The organism is Vibrio sp. E150_018 (genome assembly GCF_053544035.1).
Genome location: NZ_JBHGNY010000002.1, coordinates 260,701 through 274,831 on the forward strand (window position 1 = coordinate 260,701; position 14,131 = coordinate 274,831).

Genomic DNA, 14,131 nt, shown 5'->3' on the forward strand with positions numbered 1-14,131 from the left:
GAGTTTCAAGTGTTGTTTTACTTTTCCATGAAAAATATGAGAAAGTTCGATGACGATTACAGCACATTTTATGGTTAAAATGGAAAAAGTTGTTCTTTAATGAACTTTTCTCGACGCCACATGTCACAATAGTGGTCGGTGATACATCAATACTACAATATACCCTAGTGACTACCAAAGGCTGTTTACTTATAAGAACAGTAACCCAAAGGTCATTTAAGTATAATAAGAAATGCTTATGTCGTTGAGACAAAAAGTAAAACAAATAGGAGTAGGTGCTCGAAATGAGCGAGCAGTTGACTGATCAAGTTTTAATTGAGCGGGTTCAAAACGGAGACAAACAAGCATTCAACCTTTTGGTCACCAAGTATCAAAATAAAGTCTGTAGTTTGATTTCCCGCTATATTAAGAACCCCGGCGATGTGCCTGACGTGGCTCAAGAAGCCTTTATCAAAGCCTACCGAGCGCTACCCAATTTCCGTGGTGAAAGTGCTTTTTATACATGGCTTTATCGTATCGCGGTTAACACTGCGAAGAATCATATCGTCGCTCAATCACGCCGCCCTCCAGCCAGTGATGTCGATGCTGAAGATGCAGAATATTACGAATCTGGAAGTGCATTAAAAGAAATATCGAACCCTGAGAACTTAACGTTGTCAGAAGAGTTAAAGCGGGTAGTTTTTCATGCAATTGAAGCCTTACCTGAAGATTTAAAAACCGCAATGACTTTACGAGAACTGGATGGTTTGAGTTATGAGGAGATTGCAGAGGTGATGGATTGTCCTGTTGGTACGGTTCGTTCTCGGATTTTCCGAGCTCGCGACGCAGTGGAAAAGAAAATAAGACCACTGATTCAGCGATAACAATGACTAATAATGGTGAGTAAAATGACCAATAAACAGCAGATCTCAGCTCTAATGGATGGAGAGCTTATTGATCAAGCATTGATTTCTGAGATAGAGCAAGATGATAAATCTTTACAATCTTGGAGTCACTACCATTTGATCGGAGATACGCTTCGTGGTGAAACGCCAAGTAACCCAAGTTGGGATATCGCTTCTAAAGTTGCTTTAGCGCTAGAAGGTGAACCCGCTCATAACAGTTTGTCTTCGAGAAACGACTTGTCCTCAAACAAAGTTACGCCAATTTTAGAAGCTCAACCTAAGCCGGAGAAAGCTCGTGCGAGAATGCCCGCTTGGTTAAGTAATTTGACTCAAGTCGGTGTCGCAGCGTGTGTTTCATTAGTTGTGATTCTTGGGGTTCAACAATACTCTGGTTCAGACGCTAATTTAGCCTCTGATTCTGATCAGCTTCCAGTTTTACAAACAATACCTTTTGCTGGTTCAGCAGAGCCTGTTAGCCTGACTAGTGATTCAGTACGTTCACAATCGTCTGAAGCCAAAGCGATGGAACAACATCGTCGTGCTAATGAATTGATGCAAGATTATGAATTACAACTGCGTTTGAATCACATGAGTGAATAATATGTCTTTCGTGACGATTAATCCGATAGAAGCGGTATTTAAATGAAAAAAATTCTGATTAGTACTTGGTTGCTATTCAGCTTATTTAGTCAAGCAGCCTCAGCCGAAGATGTTAAGCCTTCCGCTGAGGCTTTATTGCTTAAAATGAGTGAAGCTAGCAATACCCTCAATTATGAGTTGTCTTATATCTTAGTGCGCAAGAATAGTATTGAACCATTACTTTATCGTCATGCGACTGAGAATAACAAAAATTTGGCTCATCTGGTTTATTTAAGTGGCCCGGTACGAGAAGTGATCCGTCGTGGTGATGAGATCAGTTATATTGAACCTGGACTCGATCCATTTTCTATCCGCTCAGGCAACATGGTTGCCCCCCTGATCCCTTTGATTGGTAGTAATATTAAAGAGCTGAGCAATATTTATGATTTTGTGAAGATTGGACGCTCTCGTGAAGCCGGCACCGCGTGTCAGGTGGTTCGAGTAGTACCAAAAGATGGTCAACGTTACTCTTATATTGTCTGGATTGATGAGCGCACTAGCTTGCCATTAAGGGCAGATTTAGTTGAGCGTAATGGTGAGGTTCTAGAGCAATATCGAACGATTTCTTACGCGGTGAGTGATCATATTGCGACGATTTTAGATGGGCTTAATTCTGCGAAATTACCAGATGTATTAACCTTACCAAAATCACAAGATATAGACGCTAATTGGCAGGTTAATTGGGTGCCAAATGGTTTTGAAGCCAATAGCCTTAATCGTTACCGTATGCCCATCACGGATACTGTTGTAGAAAGCCAGCTCTACAGTGATGGCCTGTTCAATTTTTCTGTCTACGTGTCGGAAATCAAAACATCCGACAGTAAACCGCAGGTTTATCGTCAAGGCCGTCGAACGCTGCAAACTTTTATCAAAGATAACCGTGAGATTTCGGTGATTGGTGATATTCCGCCACTTACCGCGAAGCGCATTGCAGATTCAGTGACATTTACCAATAAAGGCAACACACCATGATGACCGCCTTAGCAACCGTTGTTTCGATTGAACAAGAGCAAGGTATGAATACCGTGCAGTTGAGTTGTGAACAGCAAACCAGTTGCAAAAGTTGTAAATCACAAAAAAGCTGCGGCACGGGTATGGTGTCGAACGCATTAGGTAGTAAAGCGCACTTTTGGAAACTACGGACTAGCCAAGTATTACAAAATGGGCAAGTAGTTGAAATTGGTTTACCGGAAAAAAGTTTAGTACTTTCAGCTCTTATTGTTTACTTACTACCTTTGCTAACTATGATTACGGGTAGTGTGTTTGCACAGCTCGTTTTAAGACCTTGGTTAAACCTTGGTGAAGGTATTGTCATTTTGATGTTTTTCATCTGTGGTGGTCTTGGCATCTATTTCGCAAAACCCATGACTCAATGGTTAGAAAAAAAAGTCGATAGTGAAGTCTCTTTGATTCGAGTTTTAGGACAACCTATTATTTGAGATTTTCCACTCGGTTTTCTTGTTGTTTTTTTCCTAAGCATATTGGGTATAGCTACCCAGCAGGAAATTGGGTAGAATCGCTGCCACTAAAATGAAATTGACCTAGTAAAAGGGATTTCATATCCAATCCACCATTTATTTGAGTATTGTCTCCAGCCTATGAAGCACATTCGTAACTTTTCGATTATCGCCCATATCGACCACGGTAAGTCGACTCTTTCTGATCGCTTAATTCAAGTATGTGGAGGGCTGACCGAGCGTGAAATGGCAGCTCAAGTACTTGATTCAATGGATCTTGAGCGCGAGCGTGGTATCACGATTAAAGCGCAAAGCGTGACATTGGATTATAAAGCTAATGATGGTGAAACTTATCAACTTAACTTCATCGATACCCCAGGACACGTTGACTTCTCTTATGAAGTTTCTCGCTCTCTAGCTGCGTGTGAAGGTGCATTATTGGTTGTCGATGCAGGTCAAGGTGTAGAAGCTCAAACACTAGCAAACTGCTATACCGCGATTGAAATGGACCTAGAAGTGGTTCCCATTTTAAATAAAATTGACTTACCAGCCGCTGATCCTGAGCGTGTTGCGGAAGAAATCGAAGACATCGTTGGTATTGATGCGATGGAGGCGGTTCGCTGTTCTGCCAAAACTGGTATCGGTGTCGATTTAGTTTTAGAAGAAATTGTTCGATGCATTCCTGCACCAGAAGGCGACCCAGAAGCACCGTTACAAGCACTGATTATTGATTCATGGTTTGATAACTACTTAGGTGTGGTTTCTTTGGTTCGAATTAAAAATGGTTCACTAAAGAAAAACGACAAAATTAAAGTGATGAGCACTGGCCAAACTTGGGGGGTGGATCGCATTGGTATTTTCACGCCTAAGCGAGTTGATACAGATGGGCTAAATACTGGCGAAGTAGGCTGGGTAGTGTGTGGTATCAAAGATATCTTAGGTGCACCCGTTGGTGATACCTTAACTCATGCTAAAGGCGGTTGTGAGAAAGGTTTACCAGGTTTCCAAAAAGTGAAGCCTCAGGTTTATGCTGGCTTGTTCCCTGTATCATCAGATGATTATGAGAATTTCCGTGATGCATTAGGCAAATTAAGTCTGAACGATGCTTCACTATTCTATGAGCCAGAAAGCTCAGCAGCACTTGGCTTTGGTTTCCGTTGTGGCTTCCTTGGTATGCTACACATGGAGATTATTCAAGAACGTTTAGAGCGTGAATATGACCTAGATCTGATCACTACCGCACCAACGGTAGTGTATGAAGTAGAAAAGACCAATGGTGATATTATTTACGTTGATAGCCCAGCTAAGCTACCAGCAATTAATGATATTGAAGAAATTCGTGAACCTATCGCTCGCTGTAATATCTTAGTACCTTCAGACTACCTAGGTAATGTAATCACGCTGTGTGTTGAAAAACGCGGTACTCAGGTTGATATGGTTTATCACGGTAATCAAGTTGCATTGACGTATGACTTACCAATGGCAGAAGTGGTATTGGATTTCTTTGACCGCTTGAAGTCAACGTCACGTGGTTATGCATCACTTGATTACAACTTCCACCGTTATGAAAGCTCAAGCATGGTACGTGTAGATGTACTACTTAACGGCGACACCGTTGATGCATTAGCGATCATTACTCATAAAGACCAATCACAAACGCGTGGTCGTCAGTTGGTTGAGAAGATGAAAGAATTCATTCCTCGCCAAATGTTTGATATCGCGATTCAAGCAGCAATTGGTAACCACATCATTGCCCGTTCAACAGTGAAACAATTGCGTAAAAACGTAATCGCGAAATGTTACGGTGGTGATGTGAGCCGTAAGAAAAAGCTATTGAAGAAGCAGAAAGAAGGTAAGAAACGCATGAAGCAAATCGGTAATGTTGAATTACCGCAAGAAGCGTTCTTAGCTATTTTGCACGTAGGTAAAGATTAATCACGGTAATGACGTTGTTCGTTTCCGTGAGCACAAGCAAATGGCTATATCATAGGTAAATGACTATATAAAGTGAAAGGGCGATAATGCCTTTTCACTTTTGTTATTTATAGTAAACATATTAGTACAATCAGTATTATATCATAGGGAAGCCGAATCGGATGGCGAATACATTTTCATTAATCTTAGTGCTAGTGACATTAGTGACTGGCGTGGTTTGGGTATTAGAAAAGTTTGTTTGGGGCAAAAAACGCCAACAAGCGGTTGCTGATGTTGAAACTAAAACAACAGAACCCCTCACTAAGGAAGCGGCTGCGAAAATTCACCCGCAACCTTGGTGGGTAGAAAATAGCGTGTCGATTTTCCCAGTGATTGCCTTTGTTTTGGTATTGCGTAGCTTTATCTACGAACCATTTCAAATTCCATCAGGCTCTATGATGCCAACGTTATTAGTTGGTGACTTCATTTTGGTAGAAAAATTCTCATACGGTATTAAAGATCCAGTATTTCAATCTAAATTGATTGAAACTGGTGAGCCTAAGCGTGGTGATATTGCGGTATTCAAATATCCCCCACAACCAAATATCGATTACATTAAGCGTGTGGTTGGCCTACCGGGCGACACTATCCGCTATACTGAAGATAAGCAAATTTGTGTTCAAGCTGTCGGCACTGATACTTGTAAGCCTGTGGCACAGTTTGATGCGAAAGAAAGTCCATTTTATCAAGATGGCATTCCATTGATTCAAGCGAAAGAAAAGCTTGGTGAAGTGGAACATAATATTTTAATCAGTCCAGTTCGTCGCGATAACGTACAAGCATACCAGCCTCGTCCGTATCACAATGAATGGGTCGTGCCAGAAGGTGAGTACTTTATGATGGGTGATAACCGTGATAACAGTGCTGATAGTCGCTACTGGGGCTTTGTTCCAGAAGCAAACTTTGTGGGGAAAGCCACCGCCATTTGGATTAGCTTTGAGTTTGAACGTGATGCGGACAGCGTATTACCTTCTTGGATCCCTTCCGGCGTGCGATTTAATCGTATCGGCGGACTAATATAATTGAGAGAGTATGAATTCTCAGATTCCTAAATTACAAAAAAAGATTGGCTATCAATTTAATGATGTCAATCTTTTAAACCTCGCACTGACTCACCGCAGTGCGAACAGCAAACACAATGAGCGCTTAGAGTTTTTGGGCGATTCAATTTTAAGTTTTGTTATAGCTGATGAGTTATATCATCGTTTCCCTAATATTAACGAAGGGGATATGAGCCGCATGCGTGCAACTTTAGTTAGAGGTCATACTTTAGCGGAGCTAGGACGTGAATTTGTGCTTGGTGACTACTTAAAATTAGGTCCAGGCGAATTGAAAAGTGGCGGCTTCCGTCGTGATTCTATTCTAGCTGATGCCGTCGAAGCTATCATTGGTGCATGTTACCTTGATAGTGATATTGAAGTGGTACGTAAAGTCGTTCTCGCTTGGTATCAAACTCGTTTGGATGAAATTCAGCCGGGGGTATCACAAAAAGATCCTAAGACTCGTTTACAAGAGTTTTTGCAAGGTCGTCGTAAACCATTGCCTGTTTATACTGTGGCGAAAATTAAAGGTGAAGCTCACAACCAAGAATTCACTGTTTCATGCGATATTATTGGTGTTTCAGAGCCTATTGTAGGTAAAGGTACTAGCCGACGCAAAGCGGAGCAAGCTGCTGCAGAGCTAGCTTTAGGAGTCTTAGTAAATGGTAAATAAAAATGCTCCACAAGACGAACAAGAGTTCGATCTTGATGCTTACTTTGCCGGTGAAGCGCAGCCAAATCAAGTTGCCGCGGAAGATGTCGACCCTAATGAACAACATTGTGGTTTTATCGCGATTGTTGGTCGCCCTAATGTTGGTAAATCAACGCTGCTAAACCATTTACTTGGTCAGAAGATTTCGATTACCTCACGTAAACCTCAGACGACCCGTCACCGTATCATGGGGGTAGATACTGAAGGTGCGTATCAGGCTATCTACGTCGATACACCGGGATTACATATCGAAGAAAAGCGCGCGATTAACCGTTTAATGAATCGTGCGGCTAATAGCTCATTAAGTGATGTTAACTTAGTGCTATTCTTAGTCGATGGTACTCAGTGGACCGCGGATGATGAAATGGTACTCAATAAGTTGCGTATTGCTAATTTTCCAACCATATTACTGATCAATAAGGTCGATAATGTAAAAGATCGCACTGAAGTGATGGCACACATGCAAACCTTGTCTGAGAAAATGGATTTTGTCGATATTATTCCAATTTCAGCGAAACAAGGCCGCAATACTGATGCAATTCGTGAGCGAGTACGTGCAGCTTTACCACAAGCGGTACACCATTTTCCAGAAGAGTATGTGACAGACCGTTCACAACGCTTTATGGCATCGGAAATCATCCGTGAAAAATTGATGCGTTTTACCGGTGAAGAACTGCCTTATTCAGTGACGGTTGAAATTGAACGTTTCGACTACAACCCAGAAACTGATGGTTTTCATATCAATGCCTTGATCTTGGTTGAACGTACAGGCCAGAAGAAAATGGTGATCGGTAAAGGTGGTGAGAAAATAAAAACCATCGGCCGTGAAGCACGCTTAGATATGGAAGGGTTATTTGAACGTAAAGTTTATCTAGAAACTTGGGTGAAAGTAAAATCTGGTTGGGCTGATGATGAGCGTGCCCTACGTTCTCTTGGCTATATTGATGATTTATAATCGTTAATCGGAATCTCGAGACTCGTTTCTCGATATGCTAACTTCGAGAAACGAGCATTCGAGATTCAAGCTACGGAAAAATTATGTCTGACGCTTTAGGACTTCAACGCTGTTTTATCCTACATCGCCGTCCTTATACTGAAACGAGTCTCATCTTAGATGTGTTTAGTGAAGAGTACGGTCGCGTCAGCATTTTAGCCAAAGGTGCTCGTAGTAAACGTTCTAATTTAAAAGGGGTGTTACAACCATTCACACCGCTATTACTTAAATGGTTTGGTAAAGGCTCGATGCGTACGCTTAGGCAAGCCGAACCGATCAGTTTAGGTATTCCTCTCAATGGTATTAATCTTTATTCGGCGATGTACATCAACGAATTGATTAGTCGAGTAATTGAAAGCGAAACCGCCTATCCCGAATTATTTCATGATTATCTCGCTTCTTTGACGGAATTGGCACAAGCTGATAACCCTGAACCTGCTTTACGTCGTTTTGAGTTGGCCTTGCTGTCTTCATTAGGCTATGGAGTGGATTTCTTGCATTGTGCCGGCAGTGGCGAACCTGTGTCTGAAAACATGACTTACCGTTACCGAGAACAAAAAGGCTTTATTGCGAGCCTAAGAAAGGATAACTTAACCTTTCTTGGGGATGAATTGATTGCGATCAGTGAGCGCCGTTTTCTAACCAAACAACAATTACAAGCTGCTAAGCGTTTTACTCGAATGGCATTAAAGCCGTACCTTGGCAGTAAACCTTTAAAAAGTCGGGAGCTATTTATGGCACTGTCACCGCACAAAGTCATCCCGAAGACAAGGAGTTAACCATGAGTGATATTTATTTGGGTGTCAATATTGACCACATCGCAACCGTCAGAAATGCCCGTGGCACTAAGTATCCCGATCCTGTGCATGCGGCAGAAATTGCAGAGCGTGCAGGTGCTAATGGAATTACGGTTCATCTACGTGAAGATCGCCGCCATATTAAAGATCGCGATGTGCGTATTTTAAGTGAAACAATTCAAACTCGTATGAACCTTGAAATGGCGGTTACCGATGAAATGGTTGAAATTGCGATTCAAACTAAACCTGAATATGTATGTTTAGTGCCAGAAAAACGGGAAGAGTTAACCACTGAAGGTGGTTTGGATGTCGCCGGCCAGTTAGACAAAGTGAAAGCAGCAACGCAAAAATTAACTGAAGCAGGTATTAAAGTATCATTGTTTATCGATGCTTCCCGCGATCAAATTGATGCAGCTAAAGCGTGTGGTGCGCCTTATATCGAACTACATACAGGGCATTATGCCGATGCTGAATCAGATGCCGATCAACAAGTTGAATTAAAACGTATTGCCACGGGGGCTACTTATGCACACAGTATTGGCATTAAAGTCAATGCTGGTCATGGTTTGACTTATCATAACGTAGCGCCAATTGCTGCGTTACCTGAAATTTATGAATTAAATATTGGCCACTCGATCATTGGCCGAGCTTTGTTTGATGGTTTGGATAAAGCGGTTGCGGATATGAAAGCAATTATGCAGCAAGCGCGTCGTGGATAATGGCTATTGTTGGATTAGGCACTGATATTGCCGATATAGAACGTATCGACAAAAGCTTGCAGCGTTCTGGACAAGCTTTTGCTGAGCGAGTTCTTCATCCGACTGAGCTGGCTATTTTTCATGGTTTAAAGCAACAAGGCCGTTATTTAGCAAAACGCTTTGCTGCCAAAGAAGCAGCATCTAAAGCACTCGGTACTGGCATTGCTTGTGGTGTGAGTTTTCAACATTTTGAAATTGAAAATGATGAATTGGGTAAGCCAATGTTAACGCTGCATGGCAAAGCAAAAGAAATTGCTCAAGCGCAAGGTGTTAGCCAGATCCATTTATCGATTTCCGATGAAAAACGTTACGCTATGGCGACGGTGATTTTAGAGTCCTAGTAGCTAATTTATCGAGTAGTCAATTTACCTAGAGCTATAGATTAAATAATAAAAACCGAACTGTGCACTGTGAAGTGAGCTCGGTTTTTTTATTGTTGGGTATTAACCTTTATCCAACAAGATACTGCTTCGAATCTTCTTTTACTTTTTCCATTTCATCTTGCAACTCAAATAACTCAGGTTCTATTTCAGCGATATCTTGTTCAGCTCTTAACGCGGTTTCAATGGTTGCACAAAGTGTTTGTAGCTTAGGCATGCCACTATAAGCGCAGCTGCCATGTAGTTTGTGTATGGTGGTAAGTAGTTGGTTTTGTTGTTCATTGGGTTCTATCAATGCTCTTTCTATCGATTGATCAACTTCTGGTAAAAACTCAATTAACATTTGCAGCATATCCTTGGCTAATGCTTCTTTGTTAGCCGCTTGTTTTAAGGCGGTAGACCAGTCAATACTAGAAACCGTTGTCTGCTGACTAGTAGAGACGGTTGGGATGCTATCTAGTTGGTTTTCTTTTAAATCCAGCTTTTCAATGGTGCCTTGCTCTGCATAAGGGTTCCAATGGACCAGCGCTTGATGCAGTACATGCTCTTCAATCGGTTTAGACAGGTAGTCATCCATGCCGGCTTGCAATAAACGTTCTCTTTCACCGTCAATCGCATGAGCGGTGACCGCTATCACTGGAGTTTGATGGTTGAACTCGGTCTTTTTGATATTTTGACAAGCGGTTACGCCATCCATATCTGGCATTTGGATATCCATCAATATTACATCAAACTTCTGTAATTGTGCTTGCTCAACCGCCTGTGAACCGCTACTACAAGTAACAATCTCTTCTACTTGTTCTTCGAGTAAAGCGCAGATTAGTTTTAAGTTTGCTGGGTTATCATCGACCGCCATCACCTTAAGAGGTAAGGCTGCTGTTAGTGGTTGAGGCGCTGCCAATAAAGTTGATTTTGCTTGGTTTGGCAGCATAAGTTGAATCAGCTTACGGCGCACGATTGGTTTTGCGATACATTGAATTGGGTAGAGCTTGATTAAGTTTTCAGCTAATGCTAATTCCGTACTTGGTAGTCCAAGGATTAGTTGTGGCGATAGGGTTAACCCTTGCTGGATCATCGAAAATAAGTGACTTTGGTCGTGTTGGATATTTGTTGGTAAGTTGAGTAATACAATATCAAATCTATCGGGGTTATCTGCTAATTGCGCTTGATAAGTAACCTTCATGCCAGCGCGAGTTAATTGCTGCTCAATAATTGCTGCAGAAGGCATGTTCGATTCAACTAACAGAACCGACTTACCTTGTAGCGAAGAAATATCAATCTGTGGTGCAATAGGCATATTTGTGGCTTGGAAAGTAACACTAAACCAAAATGTTGAACCTTGGTGTAAGCGACTGGTTAAGCTGATTTCCCCTCCCATCTGACTCACCAGATTTTGAGTAATGACTAACCCTAAACCAGTACCACCATAACGGCGTGAAATGCTGGCATCAGCTTGGCTGAATGCTTGGAATAACTGTGCTTGCTGACGTTCTGAAATACCAATACCAGTGTCACGCACCATGAATTGTACTTCGACATTTTTATCTTGGCTTGAGCGTAACTCGGCAACAATATCTATGTTGCCACGTTCAGTGAATTTTATCGCATTACCCACTAGGTTAGTAAGTACTTGTTGAATGCGTAATGGGTCGCCAACCATGCCTTGAGGAATATTAGGATCAATATTCAAGGTGATTTCTAAGCCTTTTTCATGAGCGCTGGTGGCTTGTAAACTGACTACTTCATCTAAGGTTTCTTGCAAATCGAAAGGAATGTTTTCTAATAGTAACTTACCTGCTTCTAATTTAGAAAAGTCTAAGATGTCATTGATGATAGAGAGTAAGTTTTGGGCAGAGCGTTCAATCGTTTGTAGGTAGTCAATTTGGTTTGCGGTGAGATCAGTTTTAAGCATTTGTCTGGCAAAGCCAATCACACCATTTAATGGAGTACGTAATTCGTGTGACATATTGGCTAAGAATTCAGATTTCACTCTGGCCGCTTCTTGGGCGCGTTTCTTGGCAATATCAAGCTCAATGTTTTGAATTTCTAGCTGCTCTAGTGTTTCACGTAAATCTGAGGTGGCTTGGTCAATACTATGTTGCATTTCAACATGATATTCTGACAGCGATATCGCCATGGCATTGATACCACTTTTTAAAGTATCGAGTTCACCATGCAGTTTGCCTTCAATTCGTACATTGAGATGACCACGACGAATTCGGTCAACCACGCTTACCATGTGGGAAATGGGTAAGGTAACATCGCGCATGAGTCGATAAGCAAAAAATCCCGACAGTCCCATACCTAGTAGTAATACGATTAAAGCTGAAAAAATTTCTTGATATTGCTGTAAGCGCAATGACGATAAATCGAGTTCCATTGCGATATAACCTAAAGCTTGGTTGGGTGAAATATCTTTACCACTTGGGGTGGTAAATTGACCTTCAGCTAAGATAGGTGAGCGTAATATCATTAAATTCGGATTGGATTTAGATTGAGTGATCGAGCTAAGCAGCGGGATCGGTTTGCTTTTATCAAAAGTGAGAGACTGAAAATTAGGGTGAAAATTCGAGGTTACGAATAGTTCGTGATGGATATCAAATACCGCAATACTACGCACAATATCAGAGTGCTTACGATGGGCATAGCTGATCAGTCGGCGTACTGCCTCACGGCTTTGTTGAGTCATGCCGTATTCACTAGCGATAGCTAAAGGCTCGATAATATCTGTCCCAGACGTGATAAGCTGAGTCTCAAGATCGTTATAGCGATTTAAAGTGAAAAATATGCTTAATAATAAGCCAATGATCAACGTCGGTGCTAACGTTAATGTAATTACGCGGGCGCGCAAGCCATACCTTGTCATGATTCTTTAATTACAAGCCTGTCTGGATATGGGAAAATAGCAATAACTCTGATTATTGCCAATATGCACTTAGCTTAATCAACTAGGCGCAGTTCGACAATCATTGTTATGAATAAACACGAATTAAGCCCGATAATATATTTACTGATAAAGGCATGATGACCTTTATATATTTATGGATACTTTGCACCAATGGTCAATTTTTACCAAGCCAAGAAAAATACAACCAATAATCAAAAACATCAAACAGTGACTATTGATAAGCTCGATCATCAAGGTGCCGGTATTGCGTATTACAATAATAAACCTATGTTTGTGGAAGGTGTACTGCCAAAAGAAAAGGTGCTGGTTCAACTAATTGAAGAGAAAAGTAAATATTCACGCGCAAAAATTATCAACATACAACAGGCGAGTAGTCAGCGAGTTGAGCCTTTTTGTCCACATTATAAAATTTGTGGTGGATGTAATATGCAGCATTTGGATCATGATGATCAAATTACGCATAAGGCCACATCATTACATCATTTAATGGCAAAATTCGGTCAACCTAATCTTGTTATGGGGGAGACTATCCGTTCCAAGAGCACGGGTTATCGACGCCGAGCACGCATTAGTATGCTGTTTGATAGTAAGCAGCAACAATTACAATTTGGCTTTAGACAAAAAGCCAGTAAACAAATTGCAAACGTCACGGATTGTCCGGTTTTAGAGCCTGTATTAAACGAACTGCTGCCTGAAATAAAATCCATGCTGCAAGCCTTTGATAACCCAAGATCGCTAGGGCATGTTGAAGTGGTGTTTGATGGACAGCGTAAAGCCTTGTTATTACGCCACACCGCGTCATTAACCGAACAAGAACAACAAAGCTTATTGGCGTTTGCTCAGCGACATGAGGTGACAATTTACTTGTTAGGCAACAGTGGTGAACTAGACTGTTTGACGGGTGAGCCTCTACAATGCATCGAGACAGATAACAAAATTGATTTTCTGCCGACAGACTTTATTCAAGTAAACCAAGCAGTAAACCAAGCAATGGTTGCTCAGGCGATTTCATGGTTAGAGGTCACTAAAAATGATCGCATACTGGATTTATTCTGTGGTTTAGGTAATTTTAGTTTGGCGCTCGCTCAGCAAGCTCAATCGGTTGTTGGGGTTGAAGGTATTCAAGCTATGGTAGATAGAGCAAGATCCAACGCCCAAATTAATCAACTAAATAACCTAGAGTTCTATCAAGCTGATTTAGAACAAGACTTCACTCAAACATCATGGGCTAAAAAGGCGTTTGATAAAGTGCTACTCGATCCGGCCCGAGCAGGAGCATCCGGCATTATTGATAAAATGTTGGAGTTGGGCGCTAAAAGTGTGCTTTATGTTTCGTGTAACCCGGCGACATTAGCCAGAGATAGCTATAGTTTACAAAAACAAGGTTATCAGCTGAAAAAGTTAGGCATGATCGATATGTTCCCACATACCAGTCATTTAGAATCAATGGCGCTGTTTGAAAAAGTCGCCAAAAAAGTAGATAAGAATAATCTTAAGAATAAAAAGCCGACGAAACTGAAATTATTTTAATAGCTATTTTTTATAAGTAAGAAAAAGGGGCTTTATGAGTGAACGAAGAAAGTCTCTA

13 protein-coding genes are annotated in these 14,131 nt (G+C 41.3%); 12 read left to right on the plus strand and 1 reads right to left on the minus strand.

Annotated elements, in window-relative coordinates; all coding sequences use genetic code 11:
* The first annotated feature begins 284 nt into the window (after positions 1-284).
* From rpoE to acpS, 11 genes are all read left to right on the plus strand, one after another.
* Positions 285-863 carry an RNA polymerase sigma factor RpoE gene (gene rpoE / locus ACE3G9_RS03910; RefSeq protein WP_417881261.1) on the plus strand — a complete coding sequence of 193 codons (579 nt, stop codon included), beginning with the start codon at positions 285-287 and terminating at the stop codon, positions 861-863.
* 24 nt (positions 864-887) lie between these two features.
* A complete protein-coding gene (locus ACE3G9_RS03915) occupies positions 888-1,484 on the plus strand; it encodes an RseA family anti-sigma factor (RefSeq protein WP_449218515.1) in 597 nt (198 codons plus the stop codon).
* Between the two features lie 42 nt (positions 1,485-1,526).
* Positions 1,527-2,495 carry a sigma-E factor regulatory protein RseB gene (gene rseB / locus ACE3G9_RS03920; protein ID WP_449218516.1) on the plus strand — a complete coding sequence of 323 codons (969 nt, stop codon included), beginning with the start codon at positions 1,527-1,529 and terminating at the stop codon, positions 2,493-2,495.
* A complete protein-coding gene (locus ACE3G9_RS03925) occupies positions 2,492-2,962 on the plus strand; it encodes a SoxR reducing system RseC family protein (protein WP_417881258.1) in 471 nt (156 codons plus the stop codon). Before rseB ends, ACE3G9_RS03925 begins: the two co-directional genes overlap by 4 nt.
* 159 nt (positions 2,963-3,121) lie before the next feature.
* On the plus strand, positions 3,122-4,915 hold the full coding sequence (lepA, locus tag ACE3G9_RS03930) for a translation elongation factor 4 (RefSeq protein WP_449218517.1): 1,794 nt from the start codon (positions 3,122-3,124) through the stop codon (positions 4,913-4,915).
* A gap of 161 nt (positions 4,916-5,076) precedes the next feature.
* The gene (gene lepB / locus ACE3G9_RS03935; RefSeq protein ID WP_449218518.1) at positions 5,077-5,976 is read left to right on the plus strand and encodes a signal peptidase I; all 900 of its coding nucleotides are present in this window, start codon (positions 5,077-5,079) and stop codon (positions 5,974-5,976) included.
* Positions 5,977-5,986: 10 nt separating this feature from the next.
* Entirely contained in the window at positions 5,987-6,667 is a 681-nt protein-coding gene (gene rnc, locus ACE3G9_RS03940) for a ribonuclease III (protein ID WP_417881255.1), read from the plus strand.
* A complete protein-coding gene (gene era, locus ACE3G9_RS03945; protein WP_417881254.1) occupies positions 6,657-7,661 on the plus strand; it encodes a GTPase Era in 1,005 nt (334 codons plus the stop codon). Before rnc ends, era begins: the two co-directional genes overlap by 11 nt.
* Before the next feature lie 83 nt (positions 7,662-7,744).
* On the plus strand, positions 7,745-8,479 hold the full coding sequence (gene recO, locus ACE3G9_RS03950) for a DNA repair protein RecO (protein WP_417881253.1): 735 nt from the start codon (positions 7,745-7,747) through the stop codon (positions 8,477-8,479).
* A 2-nt stretch (positions 8,480-8,481) separates the two neighbouring features.
* The gene (gene pdxJ / locus ACE3G9_RS03955; RefSeq protein ID WP_417881252.1) at positions 8,482-9,216 is read left to right on the plus strand and encodes a pyridoxine 5'-phosphate synthase; all 735 of its coding nucleotides are present in this window, start codon (positions 8,482-8,484) and stop codon (positions 9,214-9,216) included.
* Entirely contained in the window at positions 9,216-9,596 is a 381-nt protein-coding gene (gene acpS, locus ACE3G9_RS03960) for a holo-ACP synthase (RefSeq protein WP_417881251.1), read from the plus strand. The genes pdxJ and acpS overlap by 1 nt, the downstream gene beginning before the upstream one ends.
* 109 nt (positions 9,597-9,705) lie before the next feature.
* Here acpS and barA read toward each other — a convergent pair whose 3' ends face one another.
* Positions 9,706-12,501, minus strand: a complete 2,796-nt coding sequence (gene barA / locus ACE3G9_RS03965; protein WP_417881250.1) for a two-component sensor histidine kinase BarA — start codon at positions 12,499-12,501, stop codon at positions 9,706-9,708.
* 192 nt (positions 12,502-12,693) lie between these two features.
* Between barA and rlmD the strand changes: the two genes are divergently transcribed.
* The gene (gene rlmD / locus ACE3G9_RS03970) at positions 12,694-14,073 is read left to right on the plus strand and encodes a 23S rRNA (uracil(1939)-C(5))-methyltransferase RlmD (protein WP_449218519.1); all 1,380 of its coding nucleotides are present in this window, start codon (positions 12,694-12,696) and stop codon (positions 14,071-14,073) included.
* Positions 14,074-14,131: the final 58 nt, after the last annotated feature.

Bases quoted from the DNA above. Each gene is read 5' to 3' on its own strand.
- era (WP_417881254.1), top strand. From the start codon at position 6,657: ATGGTAAATAAAAATGCTCCACAAGACGAACAAGAGTTCGATCTTGAT.
- rnc (WP_417881255.1), top strand. From the start codon at position 5,987: ATGAATTCTCAGATTCCTAAATTACAAAAAAAGATTGGCTATCAATTT.
- recO (WP_417881253.1), top strand. From the start codon at position 7,745: ATGTCTGACGCTTTAGGACTTCAACGCTGTTTTATCCTACATCGCCGT.
- pdxJ (WP_417881252.1), top strand. From the start codon at position 8,482: ATGAGTGATATTTATTTGGGTGTCAATATTGACCACATCGCAACCGTC.
- lepA (WP_449218517.1), top strand. From the start codon at position 3,122: ATGAAGCACATTCGTAACTTTTCGATTATCGCCCATATCGACCACGGT.
- ACE3G9_RS03915 (WP_449218515.1), top strand. From the start codon at position 888: ATGACCAATAAACAGCAGATCTCAGCTCTAATGGATGGAGAGCTTATT.
- lepB (WP_449218518.1), top strand. From the start codon at position 5,077: ATGGCGAATACATTTTCATTAATCTTAGTGCTAGTGACATTAGTGACT.
- rpoE (WP_417881261.1), top strand. From the start codon at position 285: ATGAGCGAGCAGTTGACTGATCAAGTTTTAATTGAGCGGGTTCAAAAC.
- acpS (WP_417881251.1), top strand. From the start codon at position 9,216: ATGGCTATTGTTGGATTAGGCACTGATATTGCCGATATAGAACGTATC.
- ACE3G9_RS03925 (WP_417881258.1), top strand. From the start codon at position 2,492: ATGATGACCGCCTTAGCAACCGTTGTTTCGATTGAACAAGAGCAAGGT.
- rseB (WP_449218516.1), top strand. From the start codon at position 1,527: ATGAAAAAAATTCTGATTAGTACTTGGTTGCTATTCAGCTTATTTAGT.
- rlmD (WP_449218519.1), top strand. From the start codon at position 12,694: ATGGTCAATTTTTACCAAGCCAAGAAAAATACAACCAATAATCAAAAA.
- barA (WP_417881250.1), bottom strand. From the start codon at position 12,501: ATGACAAGGTATGGCTTGCGCGCCCGCGTAATTACATTAACGTTAGCA.